This is a genomic window from Microbispora rosea, from assembly GCF_900156315.1.
Classification (GTDB): Bacteria; Actinomycetota; Actinomycetes; order Streptosporangiales; family Streptosporangiaceae; genus Microbispora; species Microbispora rosea.
This window is the reverse complement of sequence record NZ_FTNI01000011.1, coordinates 76,146-96,721: the sequence shown is the minus strand read 5'-3', so window position 1 is coordinate 96,721 and position 20,576 is coordinate 76,146. Positions and strand designations below refer to the sequence as shown.

Here is a 20,576-nt window from a genome sequence, read left to right as displayed (position 1 = left end):
CGTGGTCTGGGGCACGCTCAGGGCCGCGCGGGGGCGAATCGCGCCCGGGGACTCGTGATCGAGGACTCGTGATCGGGGGCAACGGCAGGGGACGCATGATCAGGACGTGTATCCGCAACGGCCATCGGCCGTTCACCGAACGGTAACCTTAACTACGCCGTTTCGGGAGGTTCATGCGTCACTCTTCCCTAGAAGCCGATTTGTCCTACCGAGGTGTTAAGTGTCCGAGTTCCTTGCCGCCGTCCTCTCCCGGGCGGCCATCATGGTCCTGGAGGCGCTGCTCGTGCGTCTCTTTCAGGCTCTTGTGACGTCGACCTTCCGCGTCTCGCTGCCACACGCGGCCTGACCGGCGGGCGTCATCACCGTCGCGGGCCGGCGCCGCCGGCCCGGAAGCACCGGTTCTCCCCGGGACGACGACTGTCGCATCAGGCGGCACACCCGGCACACTGCCGGGCACACTGCCGACCACTGTCGCGCTCCCCGCGAACCGTCCGGCTCCGCTCACGTGGAGCCCCTCCGCTATCGCGCCTCCGCCGACCTGTCGTCCCACTGACCTGTCGTACCGGGTGAACAGCCCGGTGAATGCGGAAGCCGGCCCCCTCAGGGAGCCGGCCGCTCTCCACACCATCAAGCGGGGACGGGAGCGCCGGGAGATGGTCCCGGCTCGGCGTCCCCTCGTCCCCCGGCGACGGCCACCGGCCCCTTCGTCCGGGCTCCTGGCAGCCTGTCGCCTCCCGCGGGATCGCCGCCCTCGCGCGGGTCAGTCCTTGAAGGCGTCCTTCACCTTGCCTGCGGCGTCCTTGACCTTCTCGCCGGCCTGCTTCATGTGGCTCTTGGACTGGTCGGCCCGGCCCTCGGCCTCAAGGCTCTCGTCGTCGGTGACCTTGCCGAGCCCCTCCTTGGCCTTGCCGGCGACCTCTTCCGACTTGTTTCGGAACTTGTCCTCCGTGCTCATCCGGACGCTCCTCTCAGTTCCCAGAAGCTGACGAACACCCTCTTTCCCCAGGTGAAGGGGCTAAACGCCGCTCGGCGTGTCGCCGCTCACACCCCGCAAACACAATCCCACCAAAACGGGAAAAAGTGACGAATCGGGCGTACGCTAGGAATAAGGACTACAGCACACACCTGAAGGGTGGTGTGACGTATGACACACGGTGCCGATATCGGGACGCATCCCGACATCATGCAGATGCGGGCTCGTTACGAGGCCGCCGCGGCGAATCCGGCCGCGCAGCTCGCCGACGGTCTCACGCTCCTGAGCGGCCTGTATCTAGCGCTCTCGCCGTGGATCGTCGGGTTCAGCGGCACGCGGACTCCGCTTGCCGTGAACAACCTGATCACGGGCCTCGCCGTGGCGCTCCTGGCGATGGGTTACAGCTCGGCGTTCGGGCGCACCTACGGAATCTCCTGGGTCGCTCCGCTGCTCGGTATCTGGACCATCATCGCCCCTTGGGTGATCCGCGGCGGCATGGCGACGACCGCGACGATCATCAGCAACGTGGTCGTCGGCGCACTCATCCTGCTCTTCGGCCTGGCGACCATGCGGTTCGGCATGATGGAGCGCGGGCGGCCCGGCGGCGGCTTCCGCACGACGGGACCGGCGCACATGGGACCGGCCCACTGACCGGACCCCGGCCTCCGGCGGGCGGCGCCCCGCCCCGCGTCGGCCACTCGGCGCGCAGGCGCGGCACCGCCGTCCCGGAGTCGGCGCATCGGCGCGGCCGACGCCATTGCCGACGTGTCACCGGCTCCCGTTAGTCTCGTCTCGTCGGGAGACGAGAGGACGGTGGCGGCGTGACGACAACGGCCCCCGTCGCGAGTCCGGTGGACTTCGCGGCCTACGGCGACTACGCGATCAAGGCGGCGACCCGGCCGGACGGGTCGTTCGAGCGGCCCCTGTACCGGTTCCGCGACCGCGTGACGGCCGACGGGAGCGGTGCGTATCCCGCCGAGCCCGGGCGGTATCACCTGTACGTGTCGCTGGCCTGTCCGTGGGCCCACCGCTCGGTCATCGTCCGTGCGCTCCTCGGCCTGGAGGACGTCGTGCCGATGTCCGTGGTCGATCCCGTGCGCGACGGGCGCGGCTGGGCGTTCCGCGAGGGCCCGGGCCACGGGCCCGACGAGCTCAACGGATTCACGCTGCTGCGGGAGGCGTACGAGGCGACCGAGCCCGGCTACGACGGCCACGTGTCGGTGCCCGTGCTGTGGGACCGGCGCGCCCGCCGGATCGTCAGCAACAACTTCCCCGACATCAGCCTCGACCTCGGCCGGGCGTTCGCGCGGTGGGCCAGGCCGGGGATCGACCTCTACCCGGAGGACCTCAGGGGCGACATCGACGCGCTCAACGATCGCGTCTACGCCGACGTCAACAACGGCGTGTACAAGTGCGGCTTCGCCGAGAGCCAGGAGGCGTACGACGCGGCCGTGACGGCGCTGTTCGCGGCGCTCGACGAGCTCGACGAGCGCCTGGCCGGCGGCCGCTACCTGTTCGGCGACCGGCTCACCGAGGCCGACGTCCGTCTGTGGGTCACGCTGGCCCGGTTCGACACCGTCTACGTGACCCACTTCAAGGCGAACATCCGCCGCCTCGCCGACTACTCCAACCTCTGGCGCTATGCCCGAGACCTCTACGCGAACCCGGCCTTCGGCGGCACGACGAACTTCGACCACATCAAGCGGCACTACTACGGCACCCACCCGAAGATCAACCCGCTGCGGATCGTGCCCGCGGGGCCGGTCGTCGACTGGAGTTCGTAGCTCAGGCGGAGGGCAGCGCCTCGCACAGCCGGTCCAGCTCCTCCTCGGTGTTGTAGTAGTGCACCGAGGACCGCACGAGCGAGGGCAGCGCGCGGGCCTCGAAGTCCCACCGGGCGGAGGATGCGGCCGACACCGAGACGTTGATCTTCGCGGCCGACAGCCGGGCGGCCACGTCCCCGCTGTCGTGCCCGTCCACGGTGAACGTCACGATGCCGCACCGCCGCCCGCCCCGATCGTGCACGGTGACCCCGGGGATCGCGGCCAGCCGCCCGCGCAGCGTCTCGGCGAGGCCGGTCACCCGCTCCTCGATGGCGTCGAGACCGAGGCTCAGCGCGTAGCCGGCCGCCACGCCGAGACCGATCTTGCCGGCCACGTAGCCCTCCCAGTTCTCGAAGCGCCGAGCGTCGCCGCGCACCTCGTAGGAGCCGGCGGAGGTCCAGGTGGCGGCGTGCAGGTCGAGGAAAGGGGGCTCCAGACGGTCGAGCAGCCGCCGCGAGCAGTACAGGAACCCGGTGCCACGCGGCCCGCGCAGGAACTTGCGGCCGGTCGCCGACAACAGGTCGCAGCCGATCTCGCGCACGTCGACCCGCAACTGCCCGATCGACTGGCAGGCGTCCAGCAGGAACGTCACCCCGGCCTCCCGCGCCACGGCGCCGATCTCTGCCGCCGGGTTGACCAGGCCGCCCTGGGTCGGCACGTGGGTGACGGCGATCAGCTTGACCCGCTCGTCGAGCATGTCCCGCAGCGCCTCGACGGACAGGGCGCCGGTCTCGTCGTCGGGAACCACCTCGACCCGCACGTCGTGCCGCCGGGCGGTCTGCAGGAAGGCGATCGCGTTGCTGGCGTACTCGGCGCGCGAGGTGAGGATGCGGTCGCCCGGCTTCCACGGCAGGGAGTAGAAGGCCATGTCCCAGGCGCGGGTGGCGCTCTCGACGAGGGCGATCTCGTCGCGGTCCGCGCCGACGAGCCCGGCCAGCGCGTCGTAGGTCCGCTCCGACCGGTCGAGGGCGGCGGCGGCCGCCTCGTAGCCGCCGATGCGTTCCTCCAGCCGCAGGTGATCCACCACGGCGCCGGTCACCTGACGCGGCGGCAGGGACGAACCGGCGTTGTTGAGGTGGACGACGTGCTCACATCCCGGCGTGTCCGCCCGTACCTGTCCGACGTCGATGGTCACGTGGATCCTCCCGGAAGCTGCTGAAAGCCCTATTCTGTCGGGTACGTTGGCCCGTCCCCCGTGCGTGATGCTCCTCGACGGGCCGCCCAGCGCCCCGGTACGGCCACGCTCCCGCCCGGGCGGGTGACGCCCCGAGGGTGGCCCGACCTGTGTTTCGCGAATCCGCCATCGCATAATGAGGTATGAGCACCTCCTCCCCGGCGGGCGGCTGGACGTTCCTCACCAACCACGCGCACGTCCTGCTCGCGCTGTCGCGCGACACCGACGCGCGGCTGCGGGACGTCGCCGAGGCGGTCGGGATCACCGAGCGGGCGGCCCAGGCGATCGTCTCCGACCTGGAGGCGGCGGGCTATCTGCGCCGTGAGCGCGTGGGCCGGCGCAACCACTACACGATCAACCCGCTGGCCCCGTTCCGCCACCCGGTCGAGCGGCACCGGCACATCGGCGAGTTCCTCGACCTGTTCGGGGCCACGATTGACACACGAAGCTGATTTCGTGAATACTTGACCATAGTTCGAGGGGGAGTACCCGGCTTCCTCAGCGTCGTCATCACGGCCGCCGACATAGGGCGTCCCGGCGCGAGGGTCACCGCTGGCGGTGGCACGGGGAGACCGTCGTCCTGCCGAGCCCGCCCATGCGGCGGTGAGGAGGTTGACGATGTCTGTGCCCCTGTGGGTCTGGGCCGCGGTTCTGGCGGTCATTCTCGCCATGCTCGCCGTGGACCTGTTCGCCCATCGCCGGGCCCACGTGGTGGGCGTCCGCGAGGCGCTGGGCTGGTCGGGCGTGTGGATCGCGCTGGGCCTCGGATTCGGGGTCGTGGTCTGGCTCGTCTGGGGGCCGGAGGCGGGCGGGGAGTACCTGGCCGGTTACCTCATCGAGAAGTCGCTGGCCGTCGACAACGTCTTCGTGATCGCGCTGCTGTTCTCGTTCTTCGCGGTCCCCCGCGAACTGCAGCATCGCGTGCTGTTCTTCGGCGTGCTCGGCGCGCTGGTCTTCCGCGCAGGGTTCATCGGCGCGGGCGCCGTCCTGCTCGACCGCTTCCACTGGATCCTGTACGTCTTCGGGGCGTTCCTGCTCTACACCGGCGTGAAGATGGCCAGGCATTCGGCGATCGAGGTGCACCCCGACCGCAACCCGGTGCTGCGCGCGATGCGCCGGCTCATCCCCGTGACCGACTCCTACCACGGCCAGCGGTTCCTCGTACGGCAGGACGCCGACGGGCGGACGGGCCGCCGGTGGGCCGCGACGCCACTGCTGGCCGTCCTGGTCGCGGTGGAGACCAGCGACATCGTCTTCGCCGTCGACTCGATTCCGGCGATCTTCGCCGTGACCTCCGAGCCGTTCCTCGTCTTCACCTCCAACGCGTTCGCGATCCTGGGGCTGCGAGCGATGTACTTCCTGCTGGCCGGGGCCATGCACCGGTTCGGCTACCTGCGATACGGCCTGGCGGCGATCCTGGTGTTCGTCGGCGCGAAGATGCTCCTGGCGGACGTGTACAAGATCCCCGTATGGCTCTCGCTCGCGGTCATCTGCGCCTGCCTCGTGGTCGCCGTGGCCGCGAGCGCGTACCGGAACCGCCGCGAGGAGCGCGCGGAGACGAACCTGACCGCCCGGGATCGCCGGTAGCGGGTGCTCCTCCGTCTCGCAGGCGCCTGAATCGATCTTCCGCTGCGGCGCGGCGATCTGTACTCTCCACACATGGCCGCCTCGGTGAAAGGGATGTCCACGGCGCCGGGGACGGCCGCGTGATCGATGCGATCCTGCCCTCGTGGGTGGCGTCGGCCGAGAAGTTCGGCGACGCGCCGGAGGAGACGCTGTTCCCCGAGGAGAGGCCCTTCATCTCGCGGGCCGTCGACCGGCGGCGGCGGGAGTTCGTCACCGGACGCCACTGCGCCCGGCTCGCACTGGCCCGGATTGGCGTCACACCGGCGCCGATTCCGCGCGGCGAGCGGGGCGCGCCCGTCTGGCCCGCCGGCACGGTCGGCAGCATCACGCACTGCTCGGGCTACCGCGCGGCGGCCGTCGCCCCCGCGGACGTCGCACGCGCGGTCGGCATCGACGCGGAACCGCACGAACCCCTCCCCGACGAGGTCCTTCCCACGATCGCCTCTCCCGAGGAGATCGCCGCCCTCCGGGTGATGGGCGAGGCGGACGGCGCGGTCTGCTGGGACAGGATCCTGTTCAGCGCCAAGGAGTCGGTCTACAAGGTGTGGTTCCCGCTGGCCGGCCGCTGGCTCGACTTCTCCGAGGCGGTCGTGGACATCGAGCCCTCCGGCACGTTCCGCGCACGGCTCCTGGTCGCCGACCCCGCCATCGGAACGAACGACCTGCCGGGCCGGTGGACGGTGAGCGACCGGCTCATCGCGACCTCCATCGCCCTCCCCCGGCCTTGACGAACCCATCCTGACGAACCCGCCCTGACGATTCAGTAGCGAGCCGCACCGGCGCGGCGGCCGCTCGCCGGTTCCGGTCAGCGCTCGCCGGTCACGTCGCGCGGAAGTAGTGGCCCTTGTCGAGGTCGTCGACCAGCCCCGGCTGCACCGGCTGCCACCCCAGCAGTTCACGGGTCAGCGCGCTCGACGCCGGGGCGTCGAGCCCGATCATGCCGCCCAGCCAGGAGAAGTGCGCGCCCGCCCCCTCGCTCGGGATCGAGACCGCCGGCAGGCCGAGGTGGCGGCCGATCACCTCGGCGACGGTGCGGATCGGCACCCCCTCGTCGGTGACGGCGTGCAGCACCGATCCCGCCGGGGCCTTCTCCAGCGCGAGGCGGAACAGGTGCGCGGCGTCGAGCCGGTGCACCCCGGGCCAGCGGTTGGACCCGTCGCCGACATAGCCGGAGACGCCCCGGTCGCGGGCGATGCCGACCAGGGCCGCCATGAAGCCGTGGTCGCCCTCGCCGTACACCGTCGGGGGAAGGCGCAGCACCGACGAGCGGACGCCGTGGGAGGCGAGGTCGAGCGTCCTGTGCGCGGTGGCCTGCCGGGCGCGCGGGCCGTCGTCGTGCGACGCGTCGGCGGCCGAATCACGCCCGTCCCGTTCGGTCACCACCCGCCCGGGCGTGAGCCCGAGAATCCCGGAGGCGAGGACGAGCGGGCGGTCGGAGCCCGCCAGCACCTCGCCGAACGTCTCGACGGCGCGGCGATCCGCGTCGGCGGCGCCCTGGAAGTCACCGCTGAAGGCGATGTCGTGCTTGAACGCGAGATGGATCACGCCGTCCGACGCCGCGGCCGCGTCGCGCAGGGTGCCGACATCGTCGAGAGTGCCGCGGCGCACCTGGGCCCCGGCCCTGGCCAGTGCGGCGGCCGAGGCGTCGGACCGCGCCAGGCCGACGACCTCGTGCCCCGCGCCGATGAGTTCGGGGACCACGGCCGAGCCGATCCAGCCGGAGGCCCCGGTGACGAATACACGCATGACGTACTCCAAGCGGTTGGTCGCCCTCCACCCGGGGAACACGCTCCGGGGAGGGCATGTCAGTGACTGCCATCAAGTTAGCACCGATGTCAGTGACTGTCATCCAGGTAGGATCCGAGGCATGGGTCGATGGGAGCCGAACGCGCGCGGCCGTCTCGCGAAGGCGGCGCTGGAGCTCTACGTCGAGCGCGGCTACGAGCAGACCACGGTGGCGGAGATCGCCAAGCGGGCCGGGCTGACCGAGCGCACATTCTTCCGGCACTTCGCGGACAAGCGTGAGGTGTTGTTCTCTGGCTCGGACGAGCTGCGGGAGCACCTCGCGGACGCGGTCGCCGGCGCCCCGGACTCCATGGCGCCCATCGACGCGGTGGCCGCGGCCTTCGAGAAGGTCGGCGTCCTGTTCGAGGAGGGCCGCGAGCGTTCCCTGCAGCGGCAGTCGGTCATCGCCGCCAACGCCGAACTGCGGGAGCGCGAGCTGATCAAGCTCGCCTGGTGGTCCGCGACGCTCGCCGACACGCTCCGGCGGCGCGGCGTCGCGGATCCGGCCGCGAGCCTGGCCGCCGAGGCGGGCGTCGCCGCCTTCAAGGTCGCATTCGAACGCTGGATCAGCGGTCCCGCCGAGCCGGACCTGTCGCAGATCGTCCGGGAGTCGTTCGACGAGCTTAAGGCCGTGACGGCGGGCAGGTGACGTCTCCGCCGGCGCGCGGATCGGCCCGGGACTGACGCGCGCGCGTGTCGATCCGGCCTCAACGCGCGCGCGTTCCGGTCAACCCCGTGTGGCGACCTGCTTGAGGAAGACCACGCCGTCGATCACGCCGAGCCGAGCCGGGTCGAGCGGGAAATAGGCGAAGTCGCGGGAGACGCGGGGGGCGGGCTTCGTGACGGCCTTCGTGACGACCTCGGCCAGGCGGCGGGCGTCGATCAGGCAGTGGTCCCACGGGAGCGTCGACAGGATGCCCTCGACGGTGTCCGGTGGCGGGATGTCGTCGCCGGCGGCGCCGAAGGCCGAGGCCAGGAAGGCGTAGCGGTCGCCCAGGTGCGTCGCGGTGATCGCCCCCGCGCTCCACCACTCCAGCTGCTGGTCGCCGAACGGCATCACGCTCTTGTCGCGCTGCAGGTGGAGATTGCTGGCGAAGACCAGAGCCGGGCCGTTCTCGGCGACGGCGCGCAGGTTGGCGGCCATCATCGCGTCCCGCAAGGCCGACAGCCGGGTCCACCGCGCCGGGGACGCGTCGGCCATCCAGTAGTGGTAGCGGAGCAGGCCGACGGCGGTGCGCGCGTACAGCGCCGCCCGGTCCCCGTCCTCCGCGCTCAGCTGCGGCGCCTGCGTCTCGAGCAGCGCCACCAGGTCGTCGGCGATCAGCCGCAGCCGCCGGGCGTCGGCGGACCGGCCGATCGACTGGGACGGGTCCATGGCCGCGGCCTCGTTCGACCAGCGGTCGTCCGGGCCAAGCAGCGTGTCGAGGGTTTCCCGGCTCACCACAGTGCCGGGAAGCGGGCCGTCGAGGAGGGCGTAGAGGCCGGTAAGCGCCTGGCGCGGGCTCGCCGCCCAGTACTCCAGAGGGCCGTCGAACCCGAAGAACCGGAGTTTCTCGTCGTGCTCCTCGTTGTACGCCCGCATCCAGCGCACGAGCTCGCGGTTGGCCGTCAAGGCGCCGAAGCCGTGACTGAAGCCGCGTTCCATGACGTCGTCGAGCGTGCCCGCGCCCGTCGTGACGTAGTCGTCCACCACGAGGCCCATGAGGCAGTCGCTCTCGATGGCGAACGACCGGTAGCCCTCGTGCTCGACCAGATGCCGGAAGATCTCGTTGCGCACCTCGCCCAGCTCCTCCACGAAGTGCCTGGCCTCGCCCAGGCCGAGCAGCCGCGGGCGGGCGGGAAGCGACCGCAGGAACGCCGAGACTCCCGCGCCGTCGAGCGGCCGGGCCGTGTCCTTGATATCCATACCTTTGACGCTATCGTTGAACCCTCAATGTAAACTTTTGCCCGAAAACCCCGCTCTCATCGCACTGGACCTTCAATCGGTGATGCATCCATGAGGCCGGTGGACCTGGCGCGCGAGCACGGCCTGTCCACCCAGGCGATCCGGAACTACGAGGACGCCGGCATCCTGCCCGCCGCCGGACGCACCGCCCACGGCTACCGCACCTACACGCCGCTGCACGCGCACGCCCTGCGCGCGTTCCTCTCCCTCGTGCCCGGACACGGGCATCAGACGGCCACGTCGATCATGCAGGCGGTCAACCGGGGCGCCGCCGAGGACGCGCTGCGGCTCGTCGACGAGAGTCACGGTCAGCTCCTCGACGACCGCCGCACCCTCCAGGCCGTCGAGGCCGCGCTCCGCGATCTGGCGCCCGTGCCGCAGGAGCGCGGCGACACGTTCATCGGGCCCCTGGCCAGACGGCTCGGCCTCCGGCCCGCCACCCTGCGCAAATGGGAGAAGGCCGGGCTGGTCCGGCCGCGCCGCGATCCGCGGACGGGCTATCGGATCTACGGCGCTGCCGACGTACGCGACGTCCGGCTGGCCCACCAACTCAGGCGGGGCGGCTATCTGCTGGAGCAGATCGCCCCGCTGATCGCGCAGGTCCGCTCCGCCGGAGGCGTCGCCCCGCTGGAGTCGACCCTGCGCGACTGGCAGGCCCGCCTGTCCGCCCGGGGCCGCGCCATGCTCAGGGGCGCCGCCGACTTGGACGCGTACCTCCGCGCCCGCGAATCCTGAGGCCGGGTCCCGAGGGCGTCAGGCGACCGCCTCCGGCAGGCAGAGGCCGAGCTGGCTGAACAGCTCCAGCTGGTCGTAGTAGTCCCGGTCGCTGATGATCAGCCCGTTCTCGATGGTGCACAACCCCGCTGCGCGGACCGCGATGCGATGCCCGGTCGCCTCAAGCGCCGACCCTCCGGGCAGCAGAAGCGGCCCGAGGTGCGTGCCGGTCATGACGTACTCGGAGACGGCCGAGACGGCCGGATCGAACACAGGAACCTTGCACCACGGTGTGAGTTGGAGATCCGGAAAGGCCTGCAGCAGGTGCTCGAAGTACCAGCCGATCTGCTCGTGCCCCTCGGCCGCGCCCACCGGACCGACATTAGACGGCGTCACGCGCGAAACACCGCATGGCTGCTTCGAGATCGTGATCTTCGCTCCCCCGATGCGACCATCACCGGCTCATACGACACCACGGTGACGCGGCGCCTGATGGTGGGCCCATTCCCCCCGGCGCCCGGAAGGTGAGCGACGCGCTCACCGGTGCGGACGAGGCCGAGCCAGGCGGCCCGCGGGCGGAGGCGTGCGGGTCCTCGACGGGGTCGTCCGCCCCGAAGATCCCGAGAGGACCTTTTCTCCCGCCCGAAATCGGCTCTAGTATCCGGAACACGACCGCGCTGCCGCTCGCCCCCCCGCGGGCGGTATCCGGCGGCCTGTCGTCCATCCGTGCGATCAACGCCGGCCAGGAGGTCGTATGACCGGGCAGTTCACCGCCACTCAGGCCTCCGGCGAGGTGTACGCGCTCGGTGAGGGCCCCGTGTGGGATCCCGACAGGCAGCGCCTGCTGTGGGTGGACATCGACGCGGCAGCGGTGCACGAGGGACGGCTCGACCCCGCGACCGGCGCCGTCGCCGCCACCACGGCGCACACCTTCGGCACAGCGGGCAACACGGCGGGCAACACGGCGGGCAACACGGCGGGCAACACGGTGGGCGCGGTCGCCGTCTCCGCCGACGGACAGCTCGTCGTCGCCGAGCGCGAGGTCCTCACCCGGGTCGGCACCGCGGGCCGCCGCACCGAGCTCGCCCGGGTGCTGCCTCCCGGCGCGCCGAGCCGGCTCAACGACGGAGCGGTCGATCCGGCCGGGCGCTTCCTGATCGGCAGCATGGCGCTGGACGACCGGAAGGGCCAGGAGGTGCTTGCCCGCCTCGACGGCACGGCCTGCGTCCGCCTCGACGACGACCTGACCCTGTCGAACGGCCTGGCCTGGAGCCCCGCGGGCGACCGCCTGTACAGCATCGACAGCACGCCGCACGTGGTGTGGGAGCGTGACTACGACCCGGCCACCGGGGAGACCGGGCCGCGGCGGGAGCTGTTCACGCTCACCGACGGCATGCCCGACGGGATGTGCGCCGACATCGAGGGCAACCTGTGGATCGCGATCTTCGGCGGCGGCCGGGTCGAGTGCCGCGACCCCGGCGGTCGCCTGCTCGCCACGGTGGAGGTCGGCGCGCCCAACGTCACCTGCCCAGCCTTCGCCGGACCGGATCTCGACGTGCTCGTCATCACCACGTCCTCCAGTGGCGTCGATCTGGCCGAGCACCCGGGGTCCGGCCACCTGTTCACCGCCCGAGTGGGCGTACGCGGCCTGGCGACGCCCTACTGGGTGCCGCCTCAATGGTGATGAACCCCGATCCCCCTCAAGGAGACACGACCGTGCCCCTCGCCCGCATCGGCGCCGTCGCGCCCGTCCCCTTCTCCCGGTAGTGCGGGCACTGGTCATCACCGGCCCCGGCAGGGCCGAGGTCGTCGACCTCGAACCGCCGGTCGCCGCGCCCGGGCAGGTGGTCGTCGAGGTCGAGCGGGTCGGCGTCTGCGGCACGGACGTGGAGCTGTTCACCGGCGAGATGAGCTACCTGCACTCCGGCCACGCCTGGTATCCGCTGCGTCCCGGCCACGAGTGGTGCGGCGTGGTCACGGCGCTCGGGGACGGCGTCGGCCCCGGCTGGCTGGGCCGCCGGGTCACCGGCGACACCATGCTGGGCTGCGGGCGCTGCCGCTTCTGCGGCGACGGACTGCACCATGTCTGTCCCGACCGGGCGGAGATCGGCATTCGCCGGGGTTTCCCGGGGGCGCTGGCCGAGCGGCTCGCCGTACCGGCGCGGGCGCTGCACGCGCTGCCCGTGACGATCGACGCGACGATGGGCGCGCTGGTCGAACCCGGCGGCAGCGCCCTGCGCGCGGTGCGCGGCGCCGCCCTGCAACCCGGCGACCGGCTGCTGGTGCTGGGCACGGGCACGATCGGCCTGCTCGTCGCGCTGCTCGCACGGGCGCGGGGCGCGGAGGTGCATCTGATTGGCCGCGACGAGCCCACGCTCCGGCTGGCCCGCGGCCTCGGTTTCGCGGGCGCGTGGACGCGGGCGTCACTGCCGTCCCTGCAGTGGGACGCCGTGGTCGACGCGTCCAACGCGGCGGACCTGCCCGCGCTCGCGCTCGACCTGGTCAGGCCCGCGGGCCGGGTAGTCTATGTCGGCCTGGCCGGGTCCCCCAGCCGCATCGACACCCGCGACCTCGCGTTCAAGGACGTCACCGCCGTCGGCGTGCTCAGCGGATCGGCCGGTCTGGCCGGGACCATCGAGGCGTACGCGGACGGGTCGGTCGACGCCCGCCCGCTCGTGGCCGCCACTGTCGGCCTGGACGACGCCGCCGGTGTGCTGGCGGGGAGCCGCCCGGCCGGCGCGGGTCCGGGCCCGAAGATCCACATCGACCCTCGGCGATAAAGGGGCGCAGCGGCGCCTCCGGACGGAAGCCTTCAATCATGAGCCTCATCCACGTGGATCCCCCGCACCGCATCGCCCCGGCGGACCCCGCCGTTCTGGCGGCGGTGGAGGCCGCCGCACCGGGGATCACCCGGTCCCGGGTGAGTGACCGGCTGGGCATGGCGCACGACGCCTCGCACTACCTGCTGACGCCGCAGGCGGTCGTGGTGCCGGAGAACGCCGCACAGGTGGCGGCGCTGATGCGGACCGGGTTGCCGCTGACCTTCCGGTCCGGCGGCACCAGCCTGTCCGGGCAGGGCGTCACCAGCCACCTGCTGGTCGACACCCGCCGCCACTTCAGGGATGTCGAGGTGCTCGACGGCGGTGAGCGGGTGCGGGTGCAGCCCGGGGCCGTGCTGCGGCAGGTCAACGCCCGTCTGGCCGCCTATGGCCGCAGGCTGGGCCCCGACCCGGCCAGCGAGTCGGCGTGCACGATCGGCGGGGTGGTGGCCAACAACTCCAGCGGGATGACCTGCGGCACCCACGCCAACACCTACCGGACTCTGGAGTCGATGGTCGTGGTGCTGCCCAGCGGCACCGTGATCGACACCGGAGCGCCCGACGCCGACGCGCGGCTGCGCGCTCTCGAACCCGCCCTGGCCCAGGGGCTAGAACAGCTGCGCGACCGGATCCGCGGCAATGCCGACTCGGTGCGCCGGATCGCCGGCCAGTTCTCGATCAAGAACACCATGGGCTACGGCCTGAACAGTTTCCTCGATCACGACAGCCCCGCACAGATCCTCGCCCACCTGGTCGTCGGCAGCGAGGGCACTCTCGGTTTCGTCGCCGAGGCGGTGCTGCGCACCGTGCCCGCGCACCGTCTGGCCGCGACCGGCCTGCTGGTCTTCCCGGCCTTGCGGGAGGCGATGGCCGCCACGCCCGAACTGGTCGCGGCAGGGCCCGCCGCCGTCGAGCTGCTCGACGCGGAGTCGCTGCGGGTGGCCCGGCTCGACCCGTACGCCGATGAGGTGCTGCGGACACTGGAGGTGCGCGACCACGCGGCGCTGCTGGTGGAGTGGCAGGAGTCCGACCCGGAGCTGCTCGCGGCACGCGAGCGGGAGGCCGGGCAGGTCTTCGCCGGGATGAGTCTGGCCGCTCCGGCCCGGCTCAGCGGCGACAGCGCCGGCCGCGCGGCCCTGTGGCGCATCCGCAAGAACCTGTACGCCGCGGTCGCCGGCGCCCGGCCGTCCGGCACCACCGCGCTGCTTGAGGACGTGGCCGTCCCGGTGCCCGCGCTGGCCGGCCTGTGCGACGCGCTGACCGGGCTGTTCGACCGCTACCGCTACGAGCGCAGCGTGATCTTCGGGCACGCCAAGGACGGCAACCTGCACTTCATGCTCAACGAGCGCTTCGGCGCCGACCTGCGGCGCTACGCCGACTTCACCGAGGACCTGGTGGACGCCGTGCTGTCGCGGGGGGGCACGCTCAAGGCCGAGCACGGCACCGGCCGGGTCATGGCCCCCTTCGTCCGCCGCCAGTACGGCGAGGAGCTGTTCGAGGTGATGCGGGAGGTCAAGCGGCTGTGCGACCCCGGCGGCACGCTCAACCCCGGCGTCGTGCTCACCGAGGACCCTAAGGCGCACCTGCGCGACCTCAAGACCGTCGCCACGGTCGAGCCCGAGGTCGACCGGTGCGTGGAGTGCGGCTACTGCGAGCCGGTCTGCCCCAGCCGCGACCTGACCACCACCCCGCGCCAGCGCATCGTGCTGCGCCGCGAACTGGCCGCGGCCCAAGCGGCCGGCGACCAGGCGCTCGCCCGGCAGCTCACCGAGGAGTACGGCTACGACGCCGTCGACACCTGCGCCGTGGACGGCATGTGCGCCACCGCCTGCCCCGTCCTGATCAACACCGGCGACCTCACCAAACGGCTGCGCGCCGAACGGCACGGCCGCTCCGCACGGGCGGGCTGGAAGGCCGCCGCGAAGCACTGGGACGGGGTGACCCGGGCCATGGACCTCGCGATGGACGCGGCCGCCGCGTCCCCGGCCCGGCTCGCCGAGGGCGCCAGCCGGGCCGCCCGCGCCGTCGCCGGCCCCGACGCGGTGCCGCAGTGGACCCGCGACCTGCCGCGCGGCGGCACGCCCCGGCACGCGGCGCCGCGTCACGACGCGGACGCCGTGTACGTGCCGTCCTGCCTGAACACCATGTTCGCCCCCGCCGACGGCGGGCCCGGCGTCATGGCCGCGCTGCTGCGGCTGACCGAGCGGGCCGGCCTGCGGCTGCACGTGCCGGAGGGCGTCGCGAGCCTGTGCTGCGGCACCCCGTGGTCCTCGAAGGGCTTCGGCGAGGGCTACGAGGTGATGCGCCGCCGGGTGCGGGAGGCGCTCCTGACCGCGACCGACGGCGGCAGGCTTCCGGTCGTCAGCGACGCCGCCTCCTGCACGGAGGGGTTCGAACGGCTGACCGCGGCGGGGGCCGAACCGCCCACGGGCGCGGCCTCGCCCGTCGTCCGGGTGCTCGACGCCGTGACCTTCGTGGCCGAGCACGTCCTGCCGCGGCTGCCGCAGCCGCCGGAGGACCGCAGGCGGGCCTCGCTCGCCCTGCACCCGACCTGCTCGTCCGCCCGGCTCGGCCTCGACGCCGCCATCGCCCAGGTCGCCGAGGCGGTCGCGAAGGAGGTCGTCGTCCCGGACGGCTGGCAGTGCTGCGCCTTCGCCGGCGACCGGGGGCTGCTGCACCCGGAACTGACCGCCTCCGCCACCCGCGCCGAGGCCGCCTCGGTGGCCGAGGGCGGCTTCGCCGCACACGCGTCGGTCAACCGCACCTGCGAGATCGGCATGACCCGCGCCACCGGGAAGACCTACCACCACCTGCTCGAACTGCTCGACGAGATCACCGCCTGAGGGGCTCCGGGACCTGCTCCGGACCTGCTCCGGAACCTGCTCCGGCGCGACGCCGTCTCGCGCCGCCGCCTCCGCCTCCTCCGACGGCCCCGGACGCCGGTTCCGTCCGCCCGGCGAGTATCGTCGCAGGGCGGACGGCATAGGCCAGAACGGACAGGAGTCGCCCATGAAGTTCCTGAGGGCCCGGGAGGTGCCGGGGCGGGTGGCCACCGGTGCGTACATCCTGCACTCCGGCCTGGAGAAGTGGAACGGCGGCGACGAGCAGGCCGCCGGCCTCCACGGCACGGCCGCCGCCTTCCCGTTCCTCAAGTCCGTCCCGCCGCGCCGGTTCCTCAAGCTGCTGTCCGCGACCGAGATCGCGACGGGCGTGGCGCTCCTGACGCCGTTCGTGCCGGCAGCGGTCGCCGGAGCCGCGCTCACCGGATTCTCCGGCAGCCTGGTCGCGCTCTACCTGCGCACGCCCGCGCTGCGCAAGCCCGGCAGCGTCTGGCCGTCCCCGGCGGGCACCGGCATCAGCAAGGACGTGTGGATGCTGGGCGTCGGGCTCGGCCTGCTCGCCGACGCCGCGACCCGGCGGCGCGACGGCTGACCCTGCCGCCTGCGGGAGGCGCGTCAGCGCCATCTGGCGGGCAGCGTGTCAGCGTGCTCTTCGGGAAGGCGCGTCAGCGCCCTCCCAGCGCGCGCCGCAGACGACGTCCCAATGTGAGGGGCTCGTCCTCCTCCGGCGCGGCGTCGTCGTCCGGCAGGTCGTACCAGTGCGTGTCGCCGGGGAACGGGTCCGGCTCCGCACCGGGCTCGTCCTCGGCTGCGGCGTCGGCGTCCGGTGCCGCGAACGGCGGGAACTGCTCGGAAACGGCCACGGGTGCGGTCCTCACGGTGAAGCGGGCGCGTCCCGCCCCCCGGGGACGCCTGCGAGAACTGTACGCGTAGCTTCTGGGCAGCCACCCCGGTTTGTCCCTGCCGATGTTCGTCCCTGCTACAGAAGATCCGCCGGGCGGGCACGGAGGATGCGGGCCAGCAGGGCGGTCATCTGCTCGCGCTCGACGGGGCCGAGGCAGGCGAACCACTCCCGCTCCCTGCGGGTCTGCTCGGCGAATGCCTCACGCACGGCCGCCTCGCCCGCCTCGGTCAGCGCGACGACCACCGCGCGGCCGTCCTCGGGCACCGGTCGCCGTTCGACCAGGCCGCCGCGTTCGAGGGTGTTGACGGCGTTCGTCACCGCGGACCTCGACATGGCGGAGATCTCGGCGAGCCGTACGGGCTGGGTGGGGCCGAGCAGCCAGAGCTTGAACATCAGCCGGAAACCGGGCAGCGTCAGGCCGCGCGGGCGGTGGATGCGGGTCTCCAGGTCGGTGACCAGCACGTAGGCGAGCTGGAGCAGGTGATAGGCCAGCGCGAACGCCTCCGCGTCGGCCGGAGGCGACATCGCCGCCAGGCGCTCGCGCGCGTAGGCGGCGTACCGCAGGTCCGGTGGCGTGTCCCCGCCGGGATCCGGCCGGGTGCCGGGCTCGCTGTCCATCGGTCAAGTCTTGCGTAGCCGCAGGAGTGCCGTGAATATTGTTACGGCCATAACAACTTCTCCTCATTTCCCCGGAGGCCCTCGTGCGCATCGTCATCGCCGGAGCGGGCATCGGCGGGCTGACCGCCGCACTCAGCCTGCACGCGGCCGGGTTCGAGGACGTGACCGTGCACGAGGCCACCCCCGAGATCCGGCCGCTGGGCGTCGGGATCAACCTCCTCCCCCACGCCGTACGGGAGCTGACCGAGCTGGGGCTGGCCGACCGGCTGGCGGAGATCGGCGTGGCCACGGCCGAACTGGCCTACTTCAACCGCTACGGCGCGCCGATCTGGTCCGAACCCCGGGGAGTCGCCGCCGGCTACGCCTGGCCGCAGTACTCCGTCCATCGTGGGACGCTCCAGATGCTCCTGCTGAAGGCGGTGATCGAGCGGCTGGGCCCGGACTCCGTACGGAGCGGAAGCAGGATCACCGGCCCCGGCGACGAGGACCTGCTCATCGGCGCGGACGGGATCCACTCGGCCGTGCGCGCCCATCTCTACCCCGGCGAGGGCCCGCCGCCGTGGAACGGCCTGGTCCTGTGGCGGGGCGTCACCTACGGCGAGCCGTTCCTCACCGGCCGATCCATGATCATGGCTGGTGACGGCACGCAGAAGTTCGTCGCCTACCCGATCGAGACCGGCGAACGCACGCTGATCAACTGGATCGCGGAGCGGCCGCTGGACGGCGACGCCCCGGATCGGGGGAACTGGAACCGCTCGGCCGACCTGGCCGAGATCGGCAGGCACTTCGCCGACTGGCGCTTCGACTGGCTCGACGTGCCCGGGATCATCGCCGGGGCCGAGGCCGCGTACGAGTACCCGATGGTCGACCGCGACCCCCTGCCCCGATGGACCTTCGACGGCATCACGCTCCTCGGCGACGCGGCGCACGCCATGTATCCGATCGGCTCCAACGGCGCCTCCCAGGCGATCATCGACGCCCGCGTGCTGGCGTACGCCCTCGCCCAGGGCGACCTGGCGGCGTACGAGGAGATGCGCCGGCCGGCCACGACGGCGCTGCAGCTGTCCAATCGGGAGATGGGCCCGGAGGTCGTCATGAAGCTCGCCCACGAGCGCGCGCCCGAAGGTTTCGACGACATCGAGCGGGTCATCCCCCACGAGGAGCGGGCGGAGATCGCCGCCTCCTACAAGCGGACCGCCGGGTTCGACCCGGCCTCGCTCAGCGAACGCCCCTCGTGGAGCGTCGATCGGAGTGCCGTCTCGTGAACCTTGAACCGCTCGCCACCTTCCACGTGGATCTCGACCCCGTGCTCGACCTCGGCGACTCGCAGTGGGGCCACCGCCGTGTGGTCAACATCGTCGGCGGCACGTTCGACGGTCCTCGCCTGTCGGGCGCCGTGCTGCCCGGCGGGGCCGACTGGCAGGTCGTCCACGCCGACGGCATGATCAGCATCGACACGCGTTACACGCTGCGCACCCACGACGGCGCGCACGTCTACATCACCACCAGCGGAGTCAGGCACGGCTCCCCCGAGGTGCTCGGCCGCCTCGGGCGGGGTGAGCACGTGGACCCGTCGGAGTACTACTTCCGGCTGTTCTGCCGCTTCGAGACCGGCGACGATCGATATCTGTGGCTCAACCGCACCCTCGCCGTGGCCTCGGCCGCCCGCGTGGCCGCCGCGGTGCACTACGACGCCTATGCCCTGACCTGAGGAGCCCGCATGCCGAAGCTCGACCGCTCCCCGCTTCCGGTCGCCGTCGAGCACGACGTGCCGATGCCGATGCGGGACGGCACGCTCCTGCGCGGCTCCGTCCACCGGCCGGCCGACGGCGGCCCGTTCCCCGCGCTGCTCATGCGCACACCGTACGGCGAGGACTCGTTCCGGACGGCCCCGGTGACGCCCGCGCTGCGCGCCGGGTTCGCGGTGGTGCTGCAGCACTGCCGGGGACGCGGGAGCAGCGACGGCGAGTTCCGGCCGTGGGCGGACGAGGGCGCCGACGGCCACGACACGATCACCTGGATCACCGCGCAACCCTGGTCGAACGGCGAGGTCGTCATGAGCGGCATGTCCTACCTCGCCGGATGCGCGCTCCAGGCGGCGGCGACCCGCCCGCCGGGGCTCAAGGCCGTCGTCGCCTCGATGACGCCGCACGACTTCCACGACGGCCTCAAGTATCACGGCGGGGCCTTCGCGCTGGGCTCGGCCCTCAACTGGGGTGCCTTTCAGACGATGCTCGGCCTGCTGCACGCCGCCGAGGCGGGCGAGGACGTCGGCGCGGGCTTCGCCGCGATTCTTCCCGTCATGGGCGACCAGGACGCCGTGGCGCGCACCCTGCCGGTCGGCGACATCCCCGGCATCCCGTGGTGGCGCGACTGGACCTCGCACGCCGAACGCGACGCCTACTGGGAGGAGCTAGCGGAGACCCTGCGCCACGACCGCATCGAGGTGCCGGTCATGCACGTGGCGGGCTGGTTCGACCTGTTCCTCGCCGGGACGCTGGAGAACCACCGCCGCCTCGGCGGTCCTCTGGTCATCGGCCCCTGGTCGCACCTCGCGCCGGGCGCCTCAGGCACCGGACGGCTCTTCTTCGGGGCCGCCGCCTCGGGGCAGGCGATCGGGCTGGAGCAACAGGAGCTCGCGTTCCTGCGAGGCGAGGACACCGGCCCCGCCGTGAAGATCTTCGTCATGGGCGACGACGTCTGGCGGGACGAGGAGGCCTGGCCGCTGGACCGCGCCGTCGAGACTTCCTACTACTTGCATTCGGACGGCCTGCTGTCGCCCAGGCCGCCCACGGCGTACGAGCCGGCGACCTTCACCTTCGACCCGCGCGACCCGGTCCCGACCGTCGGCGGCCCGACCCTGCTGCCCGACCCCACCAATGTCGGCCCGCAGGACCAGCGCGACCTGGAGCGGCGGCCCGACGTGCTCTGCTACTCGACCGAGGTGCTCACCTCCGACGTCGAGGTCACCGGCCCGGTGTCGGTGACCCTGCACGCGGAGACCTCGGCCGCCTCGACAGACTGGACGGCGAAACTCGTCGACGTGTATCCCGACGGACGGGCGATGAGCGTGATCGACGGCATCGTCCGCGTCACCGAGCCGTCAGGGATCTTCACCATCGACCTGGTCGCCACCAGCCAGGTCTTCAAGGCCGGTCACCGCGTCCGGGTGCAGATCTCCAGCTCCAACTTCCCCCGTTTCGACCGCAACACGGGCACCGGCCGGAGCGGAGCGACCGAGGCGGACCTGGTCGTCCAGCACCAGAAGGTCTTCCCCGACTCGTCCATCACCCTGCCGATCGTCCCCCGCTGACCCGGTCGTCAGTCGTCCGGTAGCGATCAGCGACTCCGCCGC

22 protein-coding genes are annotated in these 20,576 nt (G+C 72.2%); 15 read left to right on the top strand and 7 right to left on the bottom strand.

Features of this window, described 5'->3' with window-relative positions; all coding sequences use genetic code 11:
• Window positions 1–220: 220 nt before the first annotated feature.
• A complete protein-coding gene (locus BXA11_RS45375) occupies window positions 221–346 on the top strand; it encodes a hypothetical protein (RefSeq protein ID WP_275409709.1) in 126 nt (41 codons plus the stop codon).
• Window positions 347–760: 414 nt separating this feature from the next.
• On the opposite strand, the gene BXA11_RS17505 is transcribed toward BXA11_RS45375, so the two are convergent.
• Window positions 761–955, bottom strand: coding sequence for a CsbD family protein (locus BXA11_RS17505; protein ID WP_030506614.1), 195 nt, complete (start codon window positions 953–955; stop codon window positions 761–763).
• Window positions 956–1,144: 189 nt separating this feature from the next.
• Between BXA11_RS17505 and BXA11_RS17500 the strand changes: the two genes are divergently transcribed.
• Together BXA11_RS17500 and BXA11_RS17495 are read left to right on the top strand one after the other, a co-directional pair.
• A complete protein-coding gene (locus BXA11_RS17500; protein WP_076435753.1) occupies window positions 1,145–1,624 on the top strand; it encodes an SPW repeat protein in 480 nt (159 codons plus the stop codon).
• A gap of 170 nt (window positions 1,625–1,794) precedes the next feature.
• Window positions 1,795–2,757 (top strand): glutathione S-transferase family protein, encoded by a 963-nt coding sequence (locus BXA11_RS17495; protein WP_083744320.1) that lies wholly within the window; start codon window positions 1,795–1,797, stop codon window positions 2,755–2,757.
• A 1-nt stretch (window position 2,758) separates the two neighbouring features.
• On the opposite strand, the gene BXA11_RS17490 is transcribed toward BXA11_RS17495, so the two are convergent.
• The gene (locus BXA11_RS17490; protein ID WP_239105026.1) at window positions 2,759–3,931 is read right to left on the bottom strand and encodes an aminotransferase class V-fold PLP-dependent enzyme; all 1,173 of its coding nucleotides are present in this window, start codon (window positions 3,929–3,931) and stop codon (window positions 2,759–2,761) included.
• Between the two features lie 182 nt (window positions 3,932–4,113).
• Here BXA11_RS17490 and BXA11_RS17485 point away from each other — a divergent pair, with 182 nt between their 5' ends.
• From BXA11_RS17485 to BXA11_RS17475, 3 genes are all read left to right on the top strand, one after another.
• On the top strand, window positions 4,114–4,422 hold the full coding sequence (locus BXA11_RS17485; protein WP_030506618.1) for a helix-turn-helix transcriptional regulator: 309 nt from the start codon (window positions 4,114–4,116) through the stop codon (window positions 4,420–4,422).
• Window positions 4,423–4,588: 166 nt separating this feature from the next.
• Window positions 4,589–5,557, top strand: coding sequence for a TerC family protein (locus BXA11_RS17480; protein WP_076435751.1), 969 nt, complete (start codon window positions 4,589–4,591; stop codon window positions 5,555–5,557).
• Between the two features lie 119 nt (window positions 5,558–5,676).
• Window positions 5,677–6,324 (top strand): 4'-phosphopantetheinyl transferase family protein, encoded by a 648-nt coding sequence (locus tag BXA11_RS17475; protein ID WP_076435749.1) that lies wholly within the window; start codon window positions 5,677–5,679, stop codon window positions 6,322–6,324.
• Window positions 6,325–6,415: 91 nt separating this feature from the next.
• Here the strand turns inward: BXA11_RS17475 and BXA11_RS17470 are convergent, their stop codons facing one another.
• On the bottom strand, window positions 6,416–7,342 hold the full coding sequence (locus BXA11_RS17470) for an SDR family oxidoreductase (protein WP_076435968.1): 927 nt from the start codon (window positions 7,340–7,342) through the stop codon (window positions 6,416–6,418).
• A 121-nt stretch (window positions 7,343–7,463) separates the two neighbouring features.
• Here BXA11_RS17470 and BXA11_RS17465 point away from each other — a divergent pair, with 121 nt between their 5' ends.
• Window positions 7,464–8,030, top strand: a complete 567-nt coding sequence (locus tag BXA11_RS17465) for a TetR/AcrR family transcriptional regulator (RefSeq protein ID WP_076435747.1) — start codon at window positions 7,464–7,466, stop codon at window positions 8,028–8,030.
• Window positions 8,031–8,108: 78 nt separating this feature from the next.
• On the opposite strand, the gene BXA11_RS17460 is transcribed toward BXA11_RS17465, so the two are convergent.
• Window positions 8,109–9,287: an erythromycin esterase family protein gene (locus BXA11_RS17460; protein ID WP_076435744.1), complete on the bottom strand. Its 1,179-nt coding sequence runs from the start codon at window positions 9,285–9,287 to the stop codon at window positions 8,109–8,111.
• Window positions 9,288–9,377: 90 nt separating this feature from the next.
• On the opposite strand from BXA11_RS17460, the gene BXA11_RS17455 reads away from it, so the two are divergent.
• A complete protein-coding gene (locus tag BXA11_RS17455; RefSeq protein ID WP_076435741.1) occupies window positions 9,378–10,061 on the top strand; it encodes a TioE family transcriptional regulator in 684 nt (227 codons plus the stop codon).
• An 18-nt stretch (window positions 10,062–10,079) separates the two neighbouring features.
• Here BXA11_RS17455 and BXA11_RS17450 read toward each other — a convergent pair whose 3' ends face one another.
• On the bottom strand, window positions 10,080–10,412 hold the full coding sequence (locus tag BXA11_RS17450) for an ester cyclase (RefSeq protein WP_204053695.1): 333 nt from the start codon (window positions 10,410–10,412) through the stop codon (window positions 10,080–10,082).
• Window positions 10,413–10,794: 382 nt separating this feature from the next.
• Between BXA11_RS17450 and BXA11_RS17445 the strand changes: the two genes are divergently transcribed.
• The 4 genes from BXA11_RS17445 (at window position 10,795) to BXA11_RS17430 (ending at window position 16,291) form a co-directional block, all read left to right on the top strand.
• A complete protein-coding gene (locus BXA11_RS17445) occupies window positions 10,795–11,724 on the top strand; it encodes an SMP-30/gluconolactonase/LRE family protein (protein WP_076435739.1) in 930 nt (309 codons plus the stop codon).
• An 82-nt stretch (window positions 11,725–11,806) separates the two neighbouring features.
• Window positions 11,807–12,820, top strand: coding sequence for a zinc-dependent alcohol dehydrogenase (locus tag BXA11_RS17440; protein ID WP_076435737.1), 1,014 nt, complete (start codon window positions 11,807–11,809; stop codon window positions 12,818–12,820).
• A gap of 38 nt (window positions 12,821–12,858) precedes the next feature.
• Window positions 12,859–15,702 (top strand): FAD-binding and (Fe-S)-binding domain-containing protein, encoded by a 2,844-nt coding sequence (locus BXA11_RS17435; protein WP_076435735.1) that lies wholly within the window; start codon window positions 12,859–12,861, stop codon window positions 15,700–15,702.
• 166 nt (window positions 15,703–15,868) lie between these two features.
• On the top strand, window positions 15,869–16,291 hold the full coding sequence (locus tag BXA11_RS17430; RefSeq protein WP_076435733.1) for a DoxX family membrane protein: 423 nt from the start codon (window positions 15,869–15,871) through the stop codon (window positions 16,289–16,291).
• 73 nt (window positions 16,292–16,364) lie between these two features.
• On the opposite strand, the gene BXA11_RS17425 is transcribed toward BXA11_RS17430, so the two are convergent.
• Together BXA11_RS17425 and BXA11_RS17420 are read right to left on the bottom strand one after the other, a co-directional pair.
• On the bottom strand, window positions 16,365–16,562 hold the full coding sequence (locus BXA11_RS17425; RefSeq protein ID WP_030506630.1) for a hypothetical protein: 198 nt from the start codon (window positions 16,560–16,562) through the stop codon (window positions 16,365–16,367).
• Between the two features lie 116 nt (window positions 16,563–16,678).
• Window positions 16,679–17,221 carry a MarR family winged helix-turn-helix transcriptional regulator gene (locus BXA11_RS17420; RefSeq protein ID WP_197042492.1) on the bottom strand — a complete coding sequence of 181 codons (543 nt, stop codon included), beginning with the start codon at window positions 17,219–17,221 and terminating at the stop codon, window positions 16,679–16,681.
• A gap of 83 nt (window positions 17,222–17,304) precedes the next feature.
• On the opposite strand from BXA11_RS17420, the gene BXA11_RS43930 reads away from it, so the two are divergent.
• From BXA11_RS43930 to BXA11_RS17405, 3 genes are read left to right on the top strand one after another with little or no spacing between them, the layout of a single operon-like run.
• Entirely contained in the window at window positions 17,305–18,486 is a 1,182-nt protein-coding gene (locus BXA11_RS43930; protein WP_076435731.1) for a flavin-dependent oxidoreductase, read from the top strand.
• Window positions 18,483–18,932: a DUF3237 domain-containing protein gene (locus BXA11_RS43925; RefSeq protein ID WP_076435729.1), complete on the top strand. Its 450-nt coding sequence runs from the start codon at window positions 18,483–18,485 to the stop codon at window positions 18,930–18,932. Before BXA11_RS43930 ends, BXA11_RS43925 begins: the two co-directional genes overlap by 4 nt.
• Before the next feature lie 9 nt (window positions 18,933–18,941).
• Complete coding sequence (locus tag BXA11_RS17405; RefSeq protein ID WP_076435727.1) at window positions 18,942–20,534, top strand: CocE/NonD family hydrolase; 1,593 nt, start codon at window positions 18,942–18,944, stop codon at window positions 20,532–20,534.
• Window positions 20,535–20,576 lie beyond the last annotated feature (42 nt).